23 protein-coding genes are annotated in these 22,031 nt (G+C 74.7%); 17 read left to right on the top strand and 6 right to left on the bottom strand.

What is annotated here, in order from left to right:
- Window positions 1-26: 26 nt before the first annotated feature.
- Window positions 27-992, top strand: coding sequence for a DUF2567 domain-containing protein (locus RM555_RS10945; protein ID WP_311411635.1), 966 nt, complete (start codon window positions 27-29; stop codon window positions 990-992).
- On the opposite strand, the gene RM555_RS10950 is transcribed toward RM555_RS10945, so the two are convergent.
- Entirely contained in the window at window positions 907-1,611 is a 705-nt protein-coding gene (locus tag RM555_RS10950; protein WP_311411636.1) for an LON peptidase substrate-binding domain-containing protein, read from the bottom strand. The genes RM555_RS10945 and RM555_RS10950 overlap by 86 nt on opposite strands.
- 106 nt (window positions 1,612-1,717) lie before the next feature.
- On the opposite strand from RM555_RS10950, the gene hisD reads away from it, so the two are divergent.
- The 12 genes from hisD to hisF all read left to right on the top strand — a co-directional run bounded on the left by hisD (window position 1,718) and on the right by hisF (window position 10,157).
- Window positions 1,718-3,040 (top strand): histidinol dehydrogenase, encoded by a 1,323-nt coding sequence (gene hisD, locus RM555_RS10955; RefSeq protein WP_311411637.1) that lies wholly within the window; start codon window positions 1,718-1,720, stop codon window positions 3,038-3,040.
- Window positions 3,037-4,110 carry a histidinol-phosphate transaminase gene (locus tag RM555_RS10960; protein WP_151454283.1) on the top strand — a complete coding sequence of 358 codons (1,074 nt, stop codon included), beginning with the start codon at window positions 3,037-3,039 and terminating at the stop codon, window positions 4,108-4,110. The genes hisD and RM555_RS10960 overlap by 4 nt, the downstream gene beginning before the upstream one ends.
- Window positions 4,111-4,204: 94 nt before the next feature.
- Window positions 4,205-4,816: an imidazoleglycerol-phosphate dehydratase HisB gene (hisB, locus tag RM555_RS10965; protein ID WP_132236332.1), complete on the top strand. Its 612-nt coding sequence runs from the start codon at window positions 4,205-4,207 to the stop codon at window positions 4,814-4,816.
- Window positions 4,817-4,928: 112 nt separating this feature from the next.
- Window positions 4,929-5,102 carry a hypothetical protein gene (locus RM555_RS10970; RefSeq protein WP_165947807.1) on the top strand — a complete coding sequence of 58 codons (174 nt, stop codon included), beginning with the start codon at window positions 4,929-4,931 and terminating at the stop codon, window positions 5,100-5,102.
- Complete coding sequence (hisH, locus tag RM555_RS10975; protein WP_311411638.1) at window positions 5,099-5,731, top strand: imidazole glycerol phosphate synthase subunit HisH; 633 nt, start codon at window positions 5,099-5,101, stop codon at window positions 5,729-5,731. Before RM555_RS10970 ends, hisH begins: the two co-directional genes overlap by 4 nt.
- Window positions 5,732-5,830: 99 nt before the next feature.
- Window positions 5,831-6,154 (top strand): hypothetical protein, encoded by a 324-nt coding sequence (locus RM555_RS10980; RefSeq protein ID WP_311411639.1) that lies wholly within the window; start codon window positions 5,831-5,833, stop codon window positions 6,152-6,154.
- Window positions 6,155-6,171: 17 nt separating this feature from the next.
- The gene (gene priA / locus RM555_RS10985; RefSeq protein ID WP_151454280.1) at window positions 6,172-6,897 is read left to right on the top strand and encodes a bifunctional 1-(5-phosphoribosyl)-5-((5-phosphoribosylamino)methylideneamino)imidazole-4-carboxamide isomerase/phosphoribosylanthranilate isomerase PriA; all 726 of its coding nucleotides are present in this window, start codon (window positions 6,172-6,174) and stop codon (window positions 6,895-6,897) included.
- Window positions 6,894-7,283, top strand: coding sequence for a RidA family protein (locus RM555_RS10990; RefSeq protein WP_311411640.1), 390 nt, complete (start codon window positions 6,894-6,896; stop codon window positions 7,281-7,283). Before priA ends, RM555_RS10990 begins: the two co-directional genes overlap by 4 nt.
- Window positions 7,284-7,377: 94 nt before the next feature.
- Window positions 7,378-7,821, top strand: a complete 444-nt coding sequence (locus tag RM555_RS10995) for a MarR family winged helix-turn-helix transcriptional regulator (RefSeq protein ID WP_151454278.1) — start codon at window positions 7,378-7,380, stop codon at window positions 7,819-7,821.
- A 5-nt stretch (window positions 7,822-7,826) separates the two neighbouring features.
- Window positions 7,827-8,252: an organic hydroperoxide resistance protein gene (locus tag RM555_RS11000; protein ID WP_311411665.1), complete on the top strand. Its 426-nt coding sequence runs from the start codon at window positions 7,827-7,829 to the stop codon at window positions 8,250-8,252.
- Entirely contained in the window at window positions 8,249-9,250 is a 1,002-nt protein-coding gene (locus RM555_RS11005) for an NADP-dependent oxidoreductase (RefSeq protein WP_311411641.1), read from the top strand. Before RM555_RS11000 ends, RM555_RS11005 begins: the two co-directional genes overlap by 4 nt.
- Before the next feature lie 139 nt (window positions 9,251-9,389).
- Window positions 9,390-10,157, top strand: coding sequence for an imidazole glycerol phosphate synthase subunit HisF (gene hisF, locus RM555_RS11010; RefSeq protein WP_101411832.1), 768 nt, complete (start codon window positions 9,390-9,392; stop codon window positions 10,155-10,157).
- Between the two features lie 83 nt (window positions 10,158-10,240).
- Here hisF and RM555_RS11015 read toward each other — a convergent pair whose 3' ends face one another.
- Window positions 10,241-10,702, bottom strand: a complete 462-nt coding sequence (locus RM555_RS11015; protein WP_311411642.1) for a hypothetical protein — start codon at window positions 10,700-10,702, stop codon at window positions 10,241-10,243.
- Window positions 10,703-10,757: 55 nt separating this feature from the next.
- Entirely contained in the window at window positions 10,758-11,411 is a 654-nt protein-coding gene (gene yczE / locus RM555_RS11020) for a membrane protein YczE (RefSeq protein WP_132236350.1), read from the bottom strand.
- Between the two features lie 58 nt (window positions 11,412-11,469).
- Between yczE and yczR the strand changes: the two genes are divergently transcribed.
- Window positions 11,470-12,927 (top strand): MocR-like transcription factor YczR, encoded by a 1,458-nt coding sequence (gene yczR / locus RM555_RS11025; protein ID WP_311411643.1) that lies wholly within the window; start codon window positions 11,470-11,472, stop codon window positions 12,925-12,927.
- Between the two features lie 86 nt (window positions 12,928-13,013).
- Window positions 13,014-14,327: a low temperature requirement protein A gene (locus RM555_RS11030; RefSeq protein WP_311411644.1), complete on the top strand. Its 1,314-nt coding sequence runs from the start codon at window positions 13,014-13,016 to the stop codon at window positions 14,325-14,327.
- A 66-nt stretch (window positions 14,328-14,393) separates the two neighbouring features.
- Here the strand turns inward: RM555_RS11030 and RM555_RS11035 are convergent, their stop codons facing one another.
- The 3 genes from RM555_RS11035 to RM555_RS11045 form a co-directional block, all read right to left on the bottom strand.
- A complete protein-coding gene (locus RM555_RS11035; protein ID WP_311411645.1) occupies window positions 14,394-16,220 on the bottom strand; it encodes an AMP-dependent synthetase/ligase in 1,827 nt (608 codons plus the stop codon).
- 139 nt (window positions 16,221-16,359) lie between these two features.
- Window positions 16,360-17,319: a terpene synthase family protein gene (locus RM555_RS11040; protein WP_311411646.1), complete on the bottom strand. Its 960-nt coding sequence runs from the start codon at window positions 17,317-17,319 to the stop codon at window positions 16,360-16,362.
- 124 nt (window positions 17,320-17,443) lie between these two features.
- Entirely contained in the window at window positions 17,444-18,073 is a 630-nt protein-coding gene (locus tag RM555_RS11045) for a TIGR03085 family metal-binding protein (RefSeq protein ID WP_311411647.1), read from the bottom strand.
- Window positions 18,074-18,218: 145 nt separating this feature from the next.
- Here RM555_RS11045 and RM555_RS11050 point away from each other — a divergent pair, with 145 nt between their 5' ends.
- Together RM555_RS11050 and RM555_RS11055 are read left to right on the top strand one after the other, a co-directional pair.
- Complete coding sequence (locus RM555_RS11050) at window positions 18,219-20,096, top strand: ABC transporter ATP-binding protein (RefSeq protein ID WP_311411666.1); 1,878 nt, start codon at window positions 18,219-18,221, stop codon at window positions 20,094-20,096.
- Window positions 20,097-20,295: 199 nt separating this feature from the next.
- The gene (locus RM555_RS11055) at window positions 20,296-22,023 is read left to right on the top strand and encodes an ABC transporter ATP-binding protein (protein WP_311411667.1); all 1,728 of its coding nucleotides are present in this window, start codon (window positions 20,296-20,298) and stop codon (window positions 22,021-22,023) included.
- The last annotated feature ends 8 nt before the right edge of the window (window positions 22,024-22,031 follow it).

Genomic DNA, 22,031 nt, shown 5'->3' on the forward strand with positions numbered 1-22,031 from the left:
GCCCACGGGCCTGAGAGGATCACCGGGTGAGCGCGGACACCCCCGAACCCGACCGGCCCGGCCGCCGGCCCGACGAGCCGGGGGCACCGGCCGCCCGGGCGGAACCCGGGCCGTCGGCCCGCGTCGGCCCTGTCGACCCGTACGCCGCCCGGGAGCCTGCCCCGTCGTACGACCCGGGAACGACACCGCCGCACGTCCCGACCGGCGCGCCGGCGTACGCCCCGACCGGCGACGCGTGGCGGGCACCTTCCGGCGCGCCGCCGCACGACGGGCCGCTGGGGTACGTCCCCGGCAACACCGACCTCGGGTACGCCGCCGGCTATTCCCCCGTGCCCGTGGAGCCGGACCTGCCGCGCGGGCGGGCGGCGCGGCTCGCCCTGCTGGCGGCGCTCGTGACGATCGTGCTGGGGGTGCCGCTCGGGCTGCTCTGGGCCGCCCTCGCGCCGGACACGCCGGTGATCAAGGTCGCCGAGGGGGCGGTCTACGCCGAGCCGCAGCCGGAGCAGCCGATCGCCGCCGACGGCTGGTTCAGCCTGCTGGGGCTGGGCTTCGGGGTGCTCGCCGCGCTCACGCTGTGGTTCCTGCTGCGCCGGCTCCGGGGACCGGTCGGGCTGTCCGCCGCCGTGCTCGGCGCCTTCGGCGCGGCGCTGGTCGCCTGGCAGGTGGGCCGGCGCACGGGGCTGGCCGGCTATGAGCGGCTGCTGGAGAGCGCGCCCGTCGGGCGGGCCTTCGAGAAGCCGGCCGACCTGCGGGCCGGCGGGATCGAGTGGGTGTTCGGCGTGCTGCCGGTGCCGCACGGCAACCTGCTGCTGCCCGCGTTCGGCGCGGCCGTGACGTACACCCTGCTGGCCGGCTGGTCCCGCTGGCCGTCGTTGCGTCCGGAGCGGGAGCCCGACGCGCCGGGGCTCAGTTGGGGGTCGGCGGGGACGCCAGCTCCGTCAGCGGCACCGGAACCGCCCGCACCTGGCGCAGCAGCGCCGCCTCACGGTTGAGCAGGCGCAGCTCGGCGCGGAGCCGGGCGGCGGTGTCGTCGATGGCGAGCAGCCGCTGCCGGTCGGCCACGGTCAGCACGGCTGTCGCGGCCACCAGGTGCGACAGCACCGTCGGATCCTCCGGCAACTGCTCGGACAGCTCCTCGGGATCGGCCCGGATCAGGCCCAGGTACTGCCGGAAGACCGAGATCACCCTTGTGGCGAGCAGGTCGGCGACCTCGTCGGGCCCGCCCGGCTCGGGCAGCCACTCCACGTCGGCGGTCAGGTAGGGCTCGGTGTCCCGGTCGACGTCGGCGACGCGGAACCTGCGCTTGCCCACCGTGACGATGTCGAAGCCGCCGTCGGGGCGCTCGGTGACCTGCCGCAGCTCGGCGGTGCAGCCCACCTCGTGCAGGGTGACGTCGCCGCCACCGGGCAGCGGCTGGCCGTCCGGCCCGGTCGGGGCGACCTCCCAGCCGGCCCGGATGGCCACCACGCCGAACTCGCGCGGGGCGTCCTCGGGCAGCGCGACCAGGTGCCGGACCAGGGCGCGGTAGCGCTCCTCGAATATGTGCAGCGGCAGCACCAGACCGGGGAAGAGGACCATTCCGAGCGGAAACACCGGCAGCCGCGCAGTCACGCGTCGAGCGTAGCCCGATCCCGGCGCGACCGCGTGGCCCGGCTCACCGTCCCGGCGTACGGGCGGCGCCGGTCGCCGTCCGGGCGGGCCGCCTAGACTCGCAAGGGTGTTGAACCGGATCGACCTGCGCGGCGGCGTCCGTGACCCGCGCCGCCTGCTGCCCCGTGCCCAACTCGACGTCTCCGTGGCCGTCGAGCGGATCCGCCCGCTCGTGGAGGCGGTCCGGGAGCATGGTTACCCGGCGATCCGGGAGGCCAGTGAGCGCTTCGACGGGGTCTCGCCCGAGGTGCTGCGGGTGCCCGTTGAGGCGATCGCCGAGGCGGAGGGCACCCTCGCTCCCGAGGTGCGCGCCGCGCTGCTGGAGTCCATCACCCGGGCCCGCAAGGTGCACGCCGACCAGCGCCGCACCGACCACACCACGCAGGTGGTGCCGGGCGGCACGGTGACCGAGCGCTGGGTGCCGGTCGACCGGGTCGGCCTCTACGTCCCCGGCGGCCTGGCGATGTACCCGTCGACCGTGGTGATGAACGTGGTGCCGGCCCAGGCGGCCGGGGTGCGCTCGCTGGTGGTGGCGAGCCCGCCGCAGAAGGAGAACGGTGGCCTGCCCGACGCCCGGGTGCTCGCCGCCTGCGCCCTGCTGGGCGTCGACGAGGTCTACGCCGTCGGCGGCGCCCAGGCGGTCGCGATGCTGGCGTACGGCGCGGCGGTCGACGCCGAGGGCGCCGCGCACTGCGACCCGGTCGACATGATCACCGGGCCGGGCAACATCTGGGTCACCGCCGCCAAGCGGCTGCTGCGCGGCGTCGTCGGCATCGACGCCGAGGCCGGCCCGACCGAGATCGCCATCCTGGCCGACGACACCGCCGACCCGGCGCACGTCGCGGCCGACCTGGTCAGCCAGGCCGAGCACGACCCCCTCGCGGCCAGCGTGCTGGTGACCCCCTCGGTCGAGCTGGTGGAGGCCGTGGAGCGGGAGCTGGCCCGGCAGGTGCCGGCCACCAAGCACGCCGAGCGGGTCACCACCGCGCTCACCGGCGAGCAGAGCGGCGTCGTCCTGGTCGACGACCTCGACGCCGGGCTGCGGGTGGTCGACGCGTACGCGGCCGAGCACCTGGAGATCCAGACCCGGGACGCCCGCGAATGGGCGCTGCGGGTGCGCAACGCCGGGGCGATCTTCGTCGGCGCCTGGTCGCCGGTGTCGCTCGGCGACTACTGCGCCGGCTCCAACCACGTGCTGCCCACCGGCGGCTGTGCCCGGCACTCCTCCGGGCTGTCGGTGCAGTCCTTCCTGCGCGGCATCCACCTGATCGACTACTCGGAGCAGGCGCTGCGCGAGGTGGCCCCGCACGTGGTCACCCTGGCCGGCGTCGAGGACCTGCCGGCGCACGGCCGGGCCGTCCAGGTGCGCTTCCCGGAGGGCCTGGCGTGACCACCCTCGACGACCTGCCGATCCGCGACGACCTGCGCGGGCTGTCGCCGTACGGGGCGCCGCAGCTCGACGTGCCCGTGCGGCTGAACACCAACGAGAATTCCTACCCGGTGCCCGAGCCGGTGGTGGACGCGATCGGCAAGGCCCTCGCGGCGGAGCTGCGTGACCTCAACCGCTACCCGGACCGCGACGCCGTGGCGCTGCGCGCCGACCTGGCCGGCTACCTGGGCCACGGGCTCACCGTCGAGCAGGTGTGGGCGGCCAACGGCTCCAACGAGATCCAGCAGCAGCTGCTCCAGGCGTTCGGCGGCCCGGGGCGCAGCGCGCTCGGCTTCGTCCCCGCGTACTCGATGCACCCGCTGCTGGCCCTCGGCACCGGCACCCGGTGGGTGCCGGCCCGCCGCGGCGTCGACTTCGGGCTGAGCGCCGACGAGGCGGTCGCCCAGGTCCGCGAGCACGCCCCGGACGTGGTCTTCCTCTGCTCGCCGAACAACCCGACCGGCACCGCCCTCGACCCGGCGGTGGTCGCCGCGGTGCTGGACGCCGCGCCCGGCATGGTGGTCGTCGACGAGGCGTACGCCGAGTTCGCCCGCCCCGGCACGGTCAGCGCCCTGGCGGTGCTGCCCGGGCACCCGCGGTTGGTGGTGACCCGCACGATGAGCAAGGCGTTCGGGTTCGCCGGCGGCCGGCTGGGCTACCTGGCGGCCGACCCGGCGGTGGTGGCGGCGGTGCAGCTGGTCCGGCTGCCGTACCACCTCTCGGCGCTCACCCAGGCCGCGGCCCGGGCGGCGCTGGCGCACCGCGACGCCCTCCTCGACACGGTGGCCGCGATCTGCGCGCAGCGGGACCGGATCGTGGCGCGGCTGCGCGAGCGGGGGGTGCGGGTGGCCGACAGCGACGCCAACTTCGTGCTGTTCGAGGTCGGGGGCGACCAGGCCGCCGCCTGGCGCACCCTGCTCGACGCCGGCGTGCTGGTACGCGACGTCGGCCTGCCGGGCTGGCTGCGGGTCACCGCCGGCACCCCCGCCGAGACCGACGCCTTCCTCGCCGCCGCGGAGAAGATCCAGTGAGCGTGCGAGCCCCGCAGCCGCGACCGAAAGGCAAGCAACTGGGAGCGCGAGGAGTGAGCTTGCGAGCCCCGCAGCCGCGACCGAAAGGCAAGCAATGAGCCGGACCGCCCGCGTGGAGCGGATCACCAAGGAGACGAAGGTCCTCGTCGAGATCGACCTCGACGGCACGGGCCGGGCCGAGATCGGCACCGGGGTCGGCTTCTACGACCACATGCTGCACCAGATCGCCCGGCACGGCGGCTTCGACCTGACCGTGCGCACCGTGGGTGACCTGGAGATCGACGCCCACCACACGATGGAGGACACCGCGCTCGCCCTGGGCGCCGCGTTCGACCAGGCGCTGGGGGACAAGGCCGGCATCCGGCGGTACGGCTCGGCCACCGTCCCGATGGACGAGGTCCTCGTCCGGGCCGCCGTCGACCTCTCCGGCCGCCCGTACGTGGTGCACGACGAGCCGGTGCTGGCGCCGTACATCGGGCCGGTCTACCCGACCAGCATGACCCGGCACATCTGGGAGTCCTTCGGCCAGGCGGCCCGGATCACGCTGCACGTGGACGTGCTGCGGGCGGCCCGCCCCGGCGGCCACCCGGACGCCCACCACGTGGTGGAGGCCCAGTTCAAGGCGGTCTCCCGCGCGCTGCGCGAGGCCACCGCCGTCGACCCGCGTGCGGCGGGCGCGATCCCCAGCACGAAGGGGGCCCTGTGAGCGCGAGGAACGCAGCGAAGCGGAGTACCGCAGTCGCGAACGTGGTCGGTCCTGTGAGCGCGAGGAACGCAGCGAAGCGGAGTCCCGCAGTCGCGAACGGAAGGCGGTTCTGATGGGTGGGGTGCTGCCGACGTTGCTGCTGATCCTGGCCGGCGTGCTGGTCGGCGGGGCGTGGTCGCTGCACAAGCAGGGCGCTCCGCGTGGGGCGGTGGTCGTCACGGCGCTGCTCGCCGCGCTGGCCACGGTCGGTGGCGTGCTGTGGCTGCTGCCGGGGGAGGGCGCGTGAGCCGGGTGGTGGTGCTCGACTACGGGTCGGGCAACCTGCGCTCGGCCGAGCGGGCCCTGGCCCACGCCGGCGCGGACGTGACGGTGACCGACGACCTGACCGCCGCCGCCGGGGCGGACGGCCTGGTGGTGCCGGGTGTGGGCGCGTACGCCGCCTGCATGGCCGGGATCGAGGCCCTGGGCGCCGGCCCGGTGATCGCCGAGCGCGTCGCCGCCGGCCGTCCGGTGCTGGGCATCTGCGTGGGCATGCAGGTGCTCTTCGAGCACGGCGACGAGCACGGGGTGGTGACCAAGGGACTCGGGCTGCTGCCCGGCGGGGTGACCAGGCTGGCCGCCCCCCGGCTGCCGCACATGGGCTGGAACACGGTCGCGGCGCCGGCGGGTTCGGTGCTCTTCGCCGGGCTGCCCGCCGACAGCCGGTTCTACTTCGTGCACTCGTACGGGGTCGGGGACCCGGGTGCGCTGGCGGAGGCCGGCGCCACGGTCACCACCGCCCACCACGGGACGGACTTCGTGGCGGCCGTGGAGCGGGGTCCGCTCTGCGCCGCGCAGTTCCACCCGGAGAAGTCCGCCGACACCGGTGCCGCGCTGCTGCGCAACTGGCTCGCCACGCTTCCCACCGGTGACTGAGCGCCTGCCCGGTGCGGCGGGCCCGCTCCGGCCCGCCGCCGGCCGCCCTGTCCCGCGTCGACAGCTACCCGGACGACCGCGCCCCCGGCGGGACACGCCGTGAGCAAGGAGCGGGCCCGGCGCCGGGCGGCCCGGGAGGCCGAGGCCGCCCGGGAACGGGCCGTCCGCGAGCGGCGGGCGGCCCGGCGGTCGCGGCGGCGGGCACTCGTCCGCCGGTTGACGCCGTCGCTGCGTCGGGGGAGGACGGGCCGGCTGCCCCGGCACAGTCGCGGCGAGCGGGCCGCCATCGTGCTGCTGACCCTGGTGGCGATGGTCCTGATCTGGTCGCTCGTCGACGACCTGGCGCTGCGCGTCGCGCTGGTCGTGCTGTTGCTGCTCGTACTGCCGGCGATCGTGGTGATCGCCCTGGACCGTCGCACCTGACTTCGAGGAGAAATACCGTGAGCCTCACCCTGTTGCCCGCCGTGGACGTCGCCGACGGCCAGGCCGTCCGACTCGTGCAGGGAGCCGCCGGCAGCGAGACGACGTACGGCGACCCGTTGGAGGCCGCGCTCGCCTGGCAGCGGGACGGCGCCGAGTGGATCCACCTGGTCGACCTCGACGCCGCGTTCGGCCGGGGCTCCAACGCGCACCTGCTGGCCGAGGTGGTGCGGCAGCTCGACGTGAAGGTGGAGCTGTCCGGCGGCATCCGCGACGACGAGTCGCTGCACGCCGCGCTCGGCACCGGCGCCGCCCGGGTGAACATCGGCACCGCCGCCCTGGAGGACCCGGTCTGGTGCGACCGGGTGTGCGGGGAGTACGGCGACCGGGTGGCGATCGGGCTCGACGTGCGGGGCCGTACCCTCTCCGCCCGGGGCTGGACGCGCGACGGCGGCGACCTCTTCGAGGTGCTGGAGCGGCTGGACAAGGCGGGCGCGGCGCGTTACGTCGTCACCGACATCACCAAGGACGGCACCATGCGCGGGCCGAACCTGGACCTGCTGCGCGAGGTCTGCGCCCGCACCGACGCCCCGGTGATCGCCTCGGGCGGGGTCTCCACCCTGGACGACCTGCGGGCGCTGGCCACCCTGGAGCCGATCGGGGTGGAGGGCGTGATCGCCGGCAAGGCGCTGTACGCGGGCGCCTTCACCGTGGCGCAGGCGCTGGAAACCCTGGCGGCGGCGTGACCGTCACGCGGCTCGGCTCGGGCGGCCCCTGGGAGCCGGTGTACGGCTACTGCCGGGTCGTCCGGGCCGGCGACCTGGCCTGGACGGCCGGCTGCACCTCGACGGTGGACGGCGTGGTCACCCACGTCGGGGACGCGGCGGCGCAGACCGCGCAGGCCCTGCGGATCGGCCTGGACGCGCTCGCCGAGGTGGGCGCGGAGCCCGGGGACGTGGTGCGGACCCGGATGTACGTCACCGACCGGACGTACGCCGACGAGGTGGGCCGGGCGCACAACGTGGTCTTCGGCGCGGTCCGCCCGGCGGCCACCATGGTGGTGGTGGCCGGCCTGCTCGACCCGGACCAGCTGGTCGAGGTGGAGTTGGAGGCGTACCTCGGCGACCGCTGAGCCCCCGGGAAGCGCGCCGAGACGGTGCCGCCCGACGTGCCGCCGTGCGCCCTGATCGGTTGCGCGCAATCTAATCGCGCGCTACGGTTTCCCCGTGACCGACCATCTGGTGCTGCGCCGGCAGGTGTGCTTCGCGCTCTACGCCGCGTCGCGCGCCCTCACCGACGTCTACCGGCCCGTCCTCGACGAGTTCGGCCTGACCTACCCGCAGTACCTGGTGCTGCTGGTGCTCTGGGAACGCGACGACGCACCCACGGTCTCCGAGCTCGGCGCCGCCCTGCGACTGGACTCCGGCACGCTCTCCCCGCTGCTCAAGCGGCTGGAGGGGGCGGGGCTGGTCGTCCGGACCCGGTCGGCGCGCGACGAGCGGCGGGTGGAGGTGGGCCTGACCGGCGACGGGCGGGCCCTGCGGCACCGGATGGACGAGGTGCCGCTGCGGGTCGCCCGCGCCACGGGCCTCACCGAGGCGGAGCTGGTCGCCCTGCGCGACACCCTCACCCGGGTCACCGAGACGATCCACCGACAGAAGGAGCAGTGACCACCATGCAGGTGCTCTACACCGCGTCCGCCCGGGCCACCGGGGACGGTCGGGACGGCCACGTCCGCACCTCCGACGGCACCGTCGAGCTCGACCTGGCCGTGCCGAAGGAGATGGGTGGCGCCGGCGGCGCCGCCAACCCCGAGCAGCTCTTCGCGGCCGGCTACGCCGCCTGCTTCCACTCGGCGCTGCGCCTGGTCGCCCGCAAGGCGAAGGTCGACGTCTCCGGCTCGGTCGTCGAGGCCGAGGTCGGCATCGGCGCCAACGGCAGCGGCGGCTTCGGGCTGGCCGTCACCCTTCTGGTCGACCTCCCGGCCGTCGAGCGGGCCGCCGCCGAGCAGGTCGTCGAGCAGGCCCACCAGGTCTGCCCGTACTCGAACGCCACCCGCGGCAACGTCGAGGTCACCCTCACCGTGCGCGAGGCGCTGTGAGCACCCGCAACCGGGAGATCCACCTGGCCGCCCGCCCGCAGGGCTGGCCGACCGCGGACAACTTCCGGCTCGTCGAGACCGAGGTGCCCACCCCGGGGCCGGGCCAGATCGTGGTCCGCAACCGGTACGTGTCGGTCGACCCGTACATGCGGGGGCGGATGAACGATGTCAGGTCCTACGTGCCGCCGTTCGCGCTCGACGCCCCGCTGGACGGCGGGGCGGTCGGCGAGGTGGTGGCCAGCGAGGCCGAGGGCCTCCAGCCCGGCGACACCGTGCTGCACGGCCTCGGCTGGCGCGAGTACGCGCTGCTCGACGCGCGGGCCGCCCGGAAGGTCGACCCCGACCTCGCCCCGGTCAGCGCCTACCTGAGCGTGCTCGGCATGACCGGCCTGACCGCGTACGCCGGGCTGCTGGACGTCGCCGGGATGAAGGCGGGGGAGACCGTCTTCGTCTCCGCCGCCGCCGGTGCGGTGGGCAGCCTGGTGGGTCAGATCGCCAAGCTGCGGGGCGCGGCGCACGTGGTCGGCAGCGCGGGCTCGGCGGCCAAGGTCGAGCGGCTGCGCGCGCTCGGCTTCGACGCCGCGTTCGACTACCACGACGGGCCGGTGCGCGACTCGCTGAAGGCCGCCGCCCCGGACGGCGTCGACGTCTACTTCGACAACGTCGGCGGCGACCACCTGGAGGCGGCGATCTCCGCGATGAAGGTGCACGGCCGGGCCGCGATCTGCGGCATGATCGCGCAGTACAACGACACCGAGCCCCCGGCCGCGCCGCGCAACCTGGCGCTGGTCATCGGCAAGCGGCTCACCCTGCGTGGCTTCCTGGTCGGCGACCACGGCCACCTGCGCGACGAGTTCGTGCGCGAGATGGCCGGCTGGCTGCGCGACGGCAGGGTCTCGTACGACGAGACGGTCGTCGACGGCATCGAGAACGCCCCGGAGGCGTTCCTCGGCCTGCTGCGCGGCGAGAACCTGGGCAAGATGCTCGTCCGCGTGTAAGGAAGGGCACCTTCCTAACGCCTGCGGTAGAGGAAGGGCCCCTTCCTAACCCCCGGGGGAGCGTGGCGGCGTGCCGCGACGGCGGTGGTCGGCCTCACAGGTCGGTCACCGCCGGTGCCGGGAGGGATAGGCTCGCGGCATGACGGTGGCGGTGCGGGTCATCCCGTGTCTCGACGTGGACGCCGGTCGGGTGGTCAAGGGAGTCAACTTCCTCGACCTGCGCGACGCTGGCGACCCGGTGGAACTGGCGGCGGCGTACGACCGGGCCGGCGCGGACGAGCTGACCTTCCTCGACGTCACCGCCTCCTCCAGCGACCGGGGCACCATGCTCGACGTGGTCCGCCGCACGGCGGAGTCGGTCTTCATCCCGCTGACCGTCGGCGGTGGCGTCCGGCAGGTCGCCGACGTCGACACCCTGCTGCGCGCCGGCGCGGACAAGGTCGGGGTGAACACCGCCGCGATCGCCCGCCCCGAGCTGATCGCCGAGATCGCCGACCGCTTCGGCCGGCAGGTGCTGGTGCTCTCGCTCGACGTGCGGCGCGCGCCCGGCGGCGGCACGCCCAGCGGTTTCGAGGTGACCACCCACGGCGGTCGGCGCGGCACCGGACTGGACGCGGTCGAATGGGCCCGGCGCGGCGCCGAGCTGGGCGCGGGCGAGATCCTGCTGAACTCGATGGACGCCGACGGCACCAAGGCCGGCTTCGACCTCGAACTCATCGGCGCGGTGCGCCGGGTGGTGGACGTGCCGGTGGTGGCCAGCGGCGGCGCGGGCGAGGTGGCGCACTTCGCGCCGGCGATCGGCGCCGGCGCCGACGCGGTGCTCGCCGCCAGCGTCTTCCACTTCGGCGAGCTGACCGTCGCCGAGGTCAAGGACGCGCTGCGCGGGGCCGGGCACCCCGTCCGCTGACCGCCCCCGCGCGATCCGCCCGGTCCCTTCGACCCGCGTGATCCGCCCGGTCCCTTCGACCCGCGCGATCCGTCGGCGCCCGCTCAGTCGCGGCGGGAACGGTTCTCGGGGGAGCGCCGGGGCGCCGGGATCGAGCGCACCACGTACTCCTGCACGGCGGCGGCGTGGTCGGCCTCGTCCAGCTGCCAGTCGGCGCTGCCCGGGGCGTGTCGCCGGACCAGGACGCCCTGCACGGTGTCCACCGTGGTGGCCAGCCCGGCATTCGGCCTGGTGCGCCAGAGGCGCTCACCGTCGGAGGTGATCCGGAACCAGCCGTCGGTGACGCTGACCAGCCCGGCCCCGACGAGGCGACGGACCGCCGCCTCCACCTCGTGTCGCTCGGGGATCGCCTGGTTGAGATGGTCGGCGGTGGAGAGCACGTCGGCGAGGCGTACGCCCTCGGGGCGGCGGCTGGCCGCCGCGCGGCGGTGCCGTCCCGCACCGCTGGCGATCACCACCGAGACGAAGATCCAGGCATCGGTCCAGCGCCATCCGTTCTCCCCCATGCGAGGATTCTGCCGGGCGTGGCGTCCGAAGGGAACACCCGGCGTCCGGGTCGGGTCAGGTGGCGGGGAGCGGCGCGACCGGGCCCGGGGCGGGGTCCTGCGGCCCGGGGACCGTGAACAGCGGCAGGAAGACCTGGGTCAGCGGGCCGATGCCCAGCGCGTAGGCGATCGTGCCGACGCCCACCGTCCCGCCGAGCAGCCAGCCCAGCGCCAGCACCGTGACCTCGATGACGGTGCGGACGAGCCGGATCGAGCGGCCGGGCCGGCGGGCGACGTAGCCGGTCATCAGGCCGTCGCGGGGGCCGGGTCCGAGGCGGGCGCCGAGGTAGAGACCCGTCGCCGCCCCGTTGGCCACGATGCCGGCGACCAGCATCCCGGCCCGTACGCCCAGCGACCCGCCGGCCGGCATCAGCGCGAGTGTCGCGTCGACCACCAGCCCGACCACCAGCGCGTTGCTGACCGTGCCGAGGCCGGGGCGCTGGCGCAGCGGTATCCAGAGCAGCAGCACCAGCACGCCCACCGCGATGGTGACGGTGCCGATGGAGAGGCCGGTCAGCTCGGACAGGCCCTGGTGGAACACGTTCCACGGGTCCAGGCCCAGCTCCGAGTTGATCATCAGGGCCATGCTGACGCCGTAGAGGACGAGGCCCGCGTAGAGCTGGCTGAGCCGCCGCGCGGGACGATGTCGGAGATTGCCAATCGGTGTCACCCATGCCACGCTAAAGGCCAATTGGCGCAGCGTAAGAGCCAATCCGGGAGGAGTGGCCATGACGAGTCAGGTTCGGGGTGTCCAATTGGCCCGGCTCCTCGGTCAGTGGCATGCGCTTCCCGGCCGCCGGCGCAGCCCCGACTACGCCGCCCTGGCCGGTGCCGTACGCGGCCTGCTCGCCGACGGCCGGCTGCCGCTGGGCGTGCGGCTGCCCGCCGAGCGGGAGCTGGCCGAGGCGCTGAAGATCAGCCGGACCACGGTCACGGCCGCGTACCGGGAGCTGCGGGAGAGCGGGCACCTCGCCAGCCGGCGGGGTGCGGGCAGCTGGACGATGCTCCCGGGCACCCACCGGGTGGCGAGCACCGGGCTCTGGACCCCGCTGGACGACCGCGACATGATCGACCTCGGGGTCGCCGCGCTCGCCGCGCCGCCCGAGCTGCTGCCGGCCGCCCGCGCGGCGGCCGAGGACCTGCCCCGCTACCTGGGCGGCGCCGGCTACCACCCGACCGGGATCATCGAGCTGCGCGAGGCGGTGGCCCGCGCGTACACCGAGCGGGGTCTGCCCACCTCGCCCGACCAGATCATGGTCACCAACGGCACCCAGCACGCCCTCGACCTGGTGCTCCGGCTGGCCCTCGCCCCCGGCGGCAACGTGCTGGTCGAGGCGCCCAGCTATCCGAACGCGCTGGCCGCGCTGGCCGCCCGCCGGGCCCGGATCACCACCCACGGCCTGGCCGTCGAGGAGCCCGGGTGGGACGCCGACCTGCTGCTCGGCGCCCTCCGGCAGGCCCGGCCCAAGCTGGCGTACCTGATCCCGGACTTCCAGAACCCGACCGGCCACCTGATGTCGGCCGCGCTGCGCGAGCGGGTGGTGGCCACCGCGCACGCCGTCGGCACCGACCTGGTCGTCGACGAGTCCTTCGTGGACCTGCCACTGGACGGGACGGTGCTGCCCCCGCCCACCGCCAGCTTCGACCGGCACTCCCGGGTGATCACCATCGGCGGGATGAGCAAGCCCTTCTGGGGCGGCCTGCGGATCGGCTGGGTGCGCGCCTCCGCCCCGCAGGTGCAGCGGCTCGCCGCCGCCCGGGTCGGCGTCGACATGGCCAGCCCGGTCCTGGACCAGCTGGTCGCGGTCCACCTGCTCGCCGACGCGCCGGCCATCGTCGCCGCGCGCCAGGCCCAGCTCACCGCCCAGCGCGACGCCCTGCTGGCGGCGCTCGCGCAGCGCCTGCCCGAGTGGCGGGTCACCGTCCCGCACGGCGGGGTGACCCTCTGGGCCGAACTCGACGGGCCGATCTCCAGCGCGCTGGCCCGGGCCGCCGAGGAGGTCGGCGTACGCCTGGCGCCCGGTCCCCGGTTCGGCCTGGACGGCACGTTGGAGCGCTTCCTGCGGCTGCCGTTCACCCTGCCGGCCGCCGACCTGGCCGAGGCGGTCGGCCGCATCGCCGCCGTCCGGTACGACCTGGACCGGGGCGGCCGGTCGCAGTGGCGGGAGCCGGCGGTCATCGCCTGAGGGCCGGGCCGGCGTGCCGGCCGGAACGGGCCGCCGGGTCGGTCAATCGCGCCTGCGCCCCGCCCCGCGGCTGGGAGACTGCGCAGGTGGGGGACGGGCGGGGGATACGGTGGCCGCGGGGGATCCTGCCGAACGCCCCGGGCTCCCGCACCACCCGGCTCGAACTCTTCTACGACCTCGTCTTCGTCTTCGCCTTCCTCAACGTGACGACGGTGACGGCCAGCAACCCGACCCCGCGCGGACTGGTCCAGCTCCTGGTGGTGCTCGCCCTGCTCTGGTGGTGCTGGAGCGGCTTCGCCGCGCTGGGCAACGTGGTCCGCACCGACCAGGGGCTCGCGCCGCTGGTCGGCTTCGCCGTCTCCGCCGCCGTGTTCGTGCTCGCGCTGAGCCTGCCGAAGGCGTTCGTCGACCGCCCCGGCGGGCTGCCCGGCCCGGTGGTCTTCGCCGTCTGCTACTTCCTGGTCCGCGCGACCCAGGTGACGGTCTTCCTCTGGGCCGTACGCGCCGACCGGGAGGTGCGCCGGCGGATGCCCGTGCTGGCCCTGCCGTTCCTGCTGGCGACGGGCTTCATCCTGACCGCCGCGCTGGTGCCGCAGCGCCTCCTCGACGGCCGCGCCGAGATGATGCTGCGGCTGGTGCTGTGGCTCGCCGCGCTCGGCGTCGAGTACGGTTCCGGCCTGGCCCAGCACCGCGCGGGCTGGACGGTGCTCTCGGCGGGACACTGGGCGGAACGGCACGCGCTGATCATCATGGTGGCGCTCGGCGAGTCGATCATCGCGTTGGGGATCGGGCCCGGCACCACCGCCGCCCTGCCGCTGACCTGGCCGGTGATCGTCGCGGCTCTCCTTGGCATCGCGGTGGTCGCGGCGCTGTGGTGGGCGTACTTCGACACCCTCGCCCTGGCCATGGAGCAGGTGCTGCACCGCACCCGGGAGCGGCGCACCCGCGCCGGGCTGGCCCGGGACGTGTACACCTACCTGCACCTGCCGCTGATCACCGGCGTGATCCTCTTCGCCCTGGGCCTCAAGGGGCTGATCCACGAGGGCGCCGACCCGGCGACCCCGCAGTGGGGGGTGCCGCTGCCCGGCTTCGACATGCTGGCCCTCTACGGCGGGGTCGCGCTCTACCTGCTCACGCTGATCCTGCTCGGCAGCCGGATGCTGGGCGCGGCGCGCTGGCCGTCGATCTGCGGGGTCCTGCTGCTCGTCGCGCTGACCCCGGTGGCCGGGCGACTGCCGGAACTGGTCGCCCTGGCCATGCTGGCGGTGGCCGCCGTGCTGACGGTCGCGGTGCAGACGGTCGTCGACGCCCCGCGGCGGCGGCGCGTGCGGCAGGTGGCGCTGGAGGAACAGCTCGCCTCCGAGGTCGAGCAGACGCGGTGGCGGGGCCACCACCTGTGAGTCGGCGCCCCGCCCGTCCGACGTCGGCGACCCCGTACGGAACGTGGGGCCGCCGACGTCGCGGGCTCAGAGCTCGGCCAGCGTGCCCGCGTACATCTTCTCGATCTCGCCGGCGAAGTTGCTCTCCACGCCGCGGCGCTTGATCTTGAGCGACGGGGTGATCTCGCCGTCCTCGATGGTCAGGTCGCGCGGCAGGATGGCGACCTTCTTGATCGTCTCCCAGCGGTTGAGCTTGGCGTTGAGCTCGGCCACGTACCCCTCGACCATGGCCTTCGCCTCCGGCGAGGTGACGATCTCCGTGTAGTCGCGGCCCTCCAGGGGGGTGCCGGCGGCCCAGCCCTTGATCGCCTCCGGGTCCAGCGTGACCAGCATCGTGCAGTAGTTGCGGGCCTGGCCGATCACCACCGCCTGCGAGGTGTACGGGCAGGTCGCCTTGAACATCCCCTCGATGTGCGAGGGCGCGATGTACTTGCCGCCGGAGGTCTTGACCAGGTCCTTCTTCCGGTCGGTGATCCTCAGGTAGCCGTCGGAGTCCAGGGTGCCGATGTCACCGGTGCGGAAGAAACCGTCCTCGGTGAACGCGGCGGCGGTCTCCTCGGGCAGGTTGTGGTAGCCGCGCATCACCGGCCGGCCGCGCACCAGGATCTCGCCGTCGGTGTCGATCCGGCACTCCAGGTCGCCCATCGCCTTGCCGACGGTGCCGATCCGCAGCCCGTCCGGCGGGTTGACGAAGTTGCCGGCGCTGGTCTCGGTGAGGCCGTAGCCCTCGGAGATCGGCAGGTTCGCCGCGGCGAAGAAGGTGGCGATCTCCGGGCTGAGCGGGGCGGCGCCGGAGACGAGCACCCGGATCCGGCCGCCGAGGCGGGCCTGGAGCTTGCTGAACACCAGCTTCTCGGCCACCGCGTACTTCAGCTTCAGCCCCGTCGGGAGCGGCCGGCCGGCCTGCTCCAGGGCGACCTTCTCCTTGCCGACCCGGACGCCCCAGCCGAAGATCTTCGCCTTCGCGCCGCCGCCGGCCTGCGCGGTGGTCACCGCCTTGTTGTAGACCTTCTCGAAGACCCGGGGCGCGCCGCACATCAGCGTCGGCCGGATCACCGAGAGCAGCTCGACCAGCTTGTCGACCCGGCCGTCGACGTACGTCGGCAGACCCACGTGGATCGCCCCGCAGAGCAGGGTCTTGCCGAACGAGTGCGACAGCGGGAGCCAGAGGTACTGCAGGTCGTCGTCGCGGAGCAGCCCCACCTCGACCTGCGCCACGCCCTCCCAGCACCAGCCGCCGTGCAGCAGCTCGACGCCCTTCGGGCGCCCGGTCGTGCCGGAGGTGTAGATCAGCGTGGCCAGGTGCTCGGGGCCGATCCCGGCGACCAGCATGTCGATCAGGTCGGGCTCTGCGGCCAGCGCGCGGGTGCCCTGCTCCTCCAGCTCGGCGAGGGTGAGCTGGGGGACGGCGGCGGCCGGGTCGGCGGCGCCGTCGAAGAGCACGACGTGGGTCAGCGCCGGCAGCTCCGCCCCGGCGATCTTGGCGGCCTGTGCCGGGTTCTCGGCGAACAGCACCCGCGAGCCGGAGTCGGCGATGATGTAGGTCGCGTCGTCGGGCTCCGTGGTGGGGTAGACGGTGGTGGTGGCGCCGCCGGCGCACATGATGCCGAGGTCGGCGATCACCCAGTCGAGCCGGGTGTTCGCCAGGATCGCGACCGGATCCTCCAGGCCGACACCGAGGCCGTGCAGCCCGGCGGCGACCGCCTTGGCGCGACGGGCCATCTGCTCCCAGGTCAGCCAGACCGGCCCGGAGTCGTCGGGGGCCGGGTGGGCGAACGCGTCGCGGTCGGGGGACGCCGCCACGCGCTTGAGGAACATGTCGGGGATGGAACGGTACGGTACATCGAGAGCCATCGCTGTAGCCGCCTTCGGGGGGTGGAGACGTGACCACGGTCACGTCGGCGTTCGTTACCGAAGGGTATTGCCTGCGCCCGGGCATCGGCTAGCCCTGTGGATCACGGCTGGGCCACGTCTCGGAGGATGGACGCCCGGCTCAGGCGTAGCGGGCCGCCGTCAGCGACCAGTCGTAGGTGGCCCGGATCCAGTTGCGCCGCGCGGTGAGGGCCGGCCGCAGGCCGTCGTCGCCGGTGGCGAGCAGCGCCGCCTCCGTCGCCAGGTACGCCGAGAGACCCTCGTTGAACCGGTCGGCCGCCGCCCGCAGGGCCGACGACTCGTCGCCGGCCGCCCGCCCCGCGGCGATCACCGCGACCAGATTGTGCACGTCCGGCTGCGCGAGGTGCTCCTTGCCGTACGAGAAGACGTCGTTGCACCAGCAGACCAGGTCGGCGGCGAGCAGGTCGAGCGCGACCAGCGACGGCTCGGCGCGGTGGGTCGCGCCCGGCAGCGCCCCGGCGGCCAGCTCCGTGAGGGTGAAGCTGGGGTGGACCCCTCCGGTGTGCCGGCGCATCTGGACGTACTCGGCCAGCCCCGGCGCCCGCCCGTGCTCCCGGTTCGCCGCCTCCCAGAGCAGCGCCAGCAGATACTCCCGCACCTCGCCGACGAAGCGCAGCAGCGCCACGGGCCCGCCGGCGGCGTGGGCCCGCCGGCACAGGTCGCCCAGCGCCTCGCCGAGCGGCCCGGCCACGGTTTCGGTCGCCGGAGCGTCGGCCCGTCCCCCGTGGCCGTCCAGCACGTCCAGCAGGGCGGCGACGGTCGGCGCCAGCCGGGTGGGGGAGTCGCCGAGGCCGTCCTCGTCGCAGGCGTCGTCCATCACGAACAGCCAGGAGACCAGGTCGGTGAGCAGTCGCAGCCCCTCCACCGAGCCCTCCGGGCAGGCCCGCCCGGCCAGCCCGGCGGCGTCGGCCCGGCGCAGCCGGTGCAGCCGGTGCCCGTTAGCGATCAGCCCGTGGCCGAGCGCCCACTCGGTGCTCTCCCGCGCCACCCGTGCGGTGGCGTCGTGCTGGCGCGCGGGAAAGGGGGGTTCCCGTAGCGCCGAGACCGCGAAGGTCCGCATGGTGCCCCCTGTCGCGCCGCCCCACGGCGGGACGGCGCGGGACAGCGTACGGGAGCAGGGATCGGTCGCGATCGTTGGGTAGCCGCTTTTCCGAATTTTGCTGTGACCGTTAACGCGCAGTGCGTCACATGCCCAGGTTGGCGCCCCGGAGTCGCTCGGCCGGTGCCGCCGGCCCGTCGACCTGCACCCGGGACACGCGCTGCCGGCCGCTGAGGAACAGGGCCAGCTCGCCCGGCGCCCCCACCACCCGAACACGTTCGCCGCCCCGGCCGACGGAAAGCTCCCCGTAGCCGGGCGCCTGGACGAAGACGTCCGCGGGGAACCGGCGCAGCGCCAGCCGGGCCAGCCCGGTGCACCGCTTCCAGAGCGCCGCGTTCAGCCCCGCCGACAGGTCGCGGGGGAGCCAGCCCGGGCGGGCGCGGCGCACGTCCTCGTGGTGGATGAAGAACTCCAGCGTGTTGGCCAGCTCGTCGGTGAGGGGGTTGCTGACCGGACTCCACACCGGCGGCCGGCGCACCTCTTCGAGGAGGCGTGGCCAGGGGCGTGCGGCGACGCGCAGGCGCACCCGCTCGGCGTAGCCGCGCAGCGGCGGGAGCAGGATGCCGCCGGCGGCGTCGGGCCGGCGTTCGCGCAGCACCAGGTGGGCGGCGAGGTCGCGGGTGGTCCATCCCTCGTTGACAGTCGGCGCGTCCGGTCCGAGCGTCTGCATCAGGTCGGCGAGCGCCTCGCGCTCCGTTCGGGCGTACCGCGGCATGCCCCGATCGTAGGCGCGCCCGGCCCACTCGGCGCGCCGAGCGGGCCGGGCGGCCGTGACGGTGGACATAGCGGTCCGGGGCGGCGGAGCTGGCTCGGACCGGTAAGGATGAGGAGGATAGGTGTGGCTTACGGCGGGGGAGAGCGTGGCGAGCAGGACAAGTCGGGACGTGCTGGTGCGGGGGCTGGCCGTCCTCGGGCGGGCGATCCGGGAGCAGCCGCGCATCTTCGCGGTCGCGGTGAGCGGCAGCGTGCTCTTCGGCGCCATGACGGTGGCCAGCGCCTACGTGGTGGGTGCCGTGGTCGGCGACGTGGTGGTGCCGGCGATCGAGCGTGGCGAGGTCGGGGTCGGCGGGCTGGCCCTGGCGGCCGTCGCGCTGTTCGGCATCAGCGTGCTGCGGGTGGCCGGCATCTTCGGCCGCCGGCTCGGCGCGGGTTACATGCAGTACCGCCTCCAGGCCGCCTACCGGCGCCGGGTCACCCGCCGCTACCTGGAGCTGCCGCTGTCCTGGCACCACCGCAACGCCACCGGCACGCTGCTGTCCAACGCCAACTCCGACGTCGAGGCCGCCTGGTACCCGATCGCCCCGCTGCCGTTCGCGGTCGGCACCCTGGTGATGCTGGTCGGCGCGGTGGCGTCGCTCTTCGCCACCGACTGGGCGCTGGCCCTGGTCGGCGTCGCGGTCTTCCCGGCGCTCTTCGCGCTCAACGTCGCCTACTCCCGCCGGATGGCCCCCCGCCAGGCCCGGGCCCAGCGGCTGCGCGCCGAGGTCAGCGGCATCGCGCACGAGAGCTTCGACGGCGCCCTGGTCGTCAAGACGATGGGCCGGGAGGCGCAGGAGACCGACCGCTTCGCCGCCCGCGCGGGCGAGCTGCGCGACTCGCTGGTGGCGGTCGGGCGGCTGCGCGGCGTCTTCGACCCGCTGCTGGAGGCCCTGCCCAGCCTCGGCACCCTCGCCGTGCTGGTGGTCGGCGCGATCCGGCTGCAACAGGGCGCGATCAGCGTCGCCGAGCTGATCAGCGTCGCCTTCCTCTTCACGGTGCTGGCGTTCCCCGTCCGGGCCATCGGCTGGGTGCTGGCCGAGCTGCCGCGCAGCGTCGCCGGCTGGGACCGGGTCCGCCGGGTGCTCGACGCGACCGGCGAGATGGCGTACGGCGACACGGCGCTCGACGTGACGGACCGCCCGGCCACCCTCGCGTTCGCGGGCGTCCGGTTCGGCTACGAGCCCGCCGAGGCGCACCTGCCCGGCACGGAGGTGCTCGGCGAGGTCTCCTTCACCGTGCCCGCCGGGAAGACCGTCGCCCTGGTCGGGCCGACCGGCTCCGGCAAGTCGACGATCGCCGCGCTGGCCGTGCGGCTGGTCGACCCGCTGGCCGGCACGGTGTGCGTGGACGGGGTGGACGTCCGCCGGCTCACCGCCGCCTCGCTGGCGGGCACCGCCGCGCTGGTCGCCCAGGTGCCGTTCGTCTTCGACGACACGGTGCGGGCCAACGTCACGCTGGACCGGCCGGGCATCGGTGACGACGACGTCTGGGCCGCGCTGCGGCTGGCCGAGGCGGACGGCTTCGTCGCGGCCCTGCCCGACGGGCTCGACACGAGGGTCGGCGAGCGGGGCACCTCGCTCTCCGGCGGCCAGCGGCAGCGGCTCACCCTGGCCCGCGCGCTCGCCGGCCGGCCCCGCCTGCTGGTCCTCGACGACGCGACCAGCGCCGTCGACCCGCGGGTGGAGGCGGCCATCCTGGCCGGCCTGCGCTCCTCGGCGGGGCAGGCCGGGGCGCCGGCCGCGTCGATCCTGGTGGTCGCCTACCGGCGGGCCACCATCGCGCTGGCCGACGAGGTGGTCTACCTGGAACAGGGCCGGGTGCTCGCCCGCGGCCCGCACACCGAGCTGCTGGCCACGGTGCCGGGCTACGCCGACCTGGTCACCGCCTACGAGCAGGCCGAGGTCGACCACGCGAAGGACGAGACGTACGACGAGGTCGCCCCGCTGACGTCGGGCCTGGAGATCGAGGTGGACCGGTGAGCGCGAGGAGTGCAGCGCAGCGGAGCCCCGCAGTCGCGAACGAAAGGCCAGCACCGGTGAGCGCGAGGAGTGCAGCGCAGCGGAGCCCCGCAGTCGCGAACGAAAGGCGAGCCCGGTGACCACTGCCACGGCCACGGCACGGAAGGCCGAGGCCGAGGCCGCCGACGTTCCGGAGACGACCGAGACGACGTGGCAGACGCTGCGCCGCGGTCTGGCGCTCTCCCCGGAGCTGCGGGTCGGCCTGGCCGGCACGCTCGGCCTGGCCCTGGTCTACATGGTCGGCCGGGCGGCCGTCCCGGTGGCGGTGCAGCAGGGCATCGACAACGGCATCGTCGGCGGCCTGGACCTGGGCGTGGTCTGGACGGTGGTCGTCGCCACCGCCGCGGTGCTGGTGGTGACCACGCTCTGCGGCTACCTGATGATGCGCCGGCTCTTCACGGTCAGCGAGACCGCGCTGGCCAACGTGCGGATCCGGGCGTTCCGGCACGTGCACGACCTGTCGATGCTGCACCAGCAGTCGGAGCGGCGTGGTTCGCTGGTCTCCCGGGTGACCAGCGACGTCGACCAGATCACCCAGTTCCTCCAGTGGGGCGGCGTGATCCTGGTGATCAACCTCGGTCAGCTGGCGGTCACCACGCTTGTCATGTTCGCGTACTCCTGGCAGCTGACCCTGGTGGTCTTCGCCGCCTTCCTGCCCGCCGTGTTCGTGATCCGGCGGCTCCAGCGCCGCCTCGCCGGGGCGTACGGGGTGGTCCGGCAGCGTACGGGCACGCTGCTCGGCGCGATCGGGGAGAGCGTGGTCGGCGCGCCGGTGATCCGGGCCTACGGGATCGCCGGCCGGACGGCCCGCCGGCTCGACGAGGCGATCGACGGCCAGCGCCGGGCCCAGCAGCGGGCGATCAGGATCAGCATCATGGGCAGCTCGGTCGGGGAGCTGGCGGCCGGCCTGGCGCTGGCCGGCGTGGTGGTGCTCGGGGTGACCCTCGGCGCCGACCGCACCCTGAGCATCGGCGAGGTGACCGCCTTCCTCTTCCTGGTCACGCTCTTCATCCAGCCGGTGCAGATCGCCACCGAGGTGCTCAACGAGGCGCAGAACGCGATCGCGGGCTGGCGCCGGGTGCTGGACGTGCTGGACGTCGAGCCGGACGTCGCCGACCCGGGCGAGCAGGGCCGCGAGCTGCCGTCCGGCCCGCTGGACATCCGCTTCGCGGGGGTGCGCTTCGCGTACCCCGGGGGTCCGCCCGTGCTGCACGACGTCAGCCTGGAGATCCCGGCGAAGAGCCGGGTGGCGGTGGTGGGCGAGACGGGCAGCGGCAAGACCACCTTCGCCAAGCTGCTCACCCGCCTGATGGACCCGACCGCCGGCCAGGTGTTGCTCTCGGGCGTGCCGTTGGAGCGGGTCCGCTTCGGCTCGCTGCGCGCGCGGGTGGTGATGGTGCCGCAGGACGGCTTCCTCTTCGACGCCACGGTGGCGGAGAACGTCCGCTTCGCCCGCCCGGAGCTGACCGACGCGCAGCTCTCGGCGGCCTTCACCGAGCTGGGGCTGGCGGACTGGCTGGACGGGCTCCCGTCGGGCCTGCACACGCCGGTGGGGGAGCGCGGCGAGGCGCTGAGCGTGGGGGAGCGGCAGCTGGTGGCGCTGGCCCGCGCGTACGTGGCCGACCCGGACCTGCTGGTGCTGGACGAGGCGACCAGCGCGGTCGACCCGGCCACGGAGGTGCGGCTGCAACGCACCCTGGACGCGGTGACCCGGGGGCGTACCACCCTCGCCATCGCGCACCGGCTCTCCACGGCGCAGGCCGCCGACGAGGTGATCGTGGTGGACAAGGGCCGGATCGTGCAGCGCGGCCCGCACGACGAGCTGGTCCGCGACCCGGAGTCGGTCTACGGCCTGCTCTACGCCTCCTGGCTGGAGCAGACCCGCTGAGCAGACCC

The sequence above is a fragment of the Micromonospora reichwaldensis genome (genome assembly GCF_031845925.1).
Lineage (GTDB): Bacteria > Actinomycetota > Actinomycetes > Mycobacteriales > Micromonosporaceae > Micromonospora > Micromonospora reichwaldensis.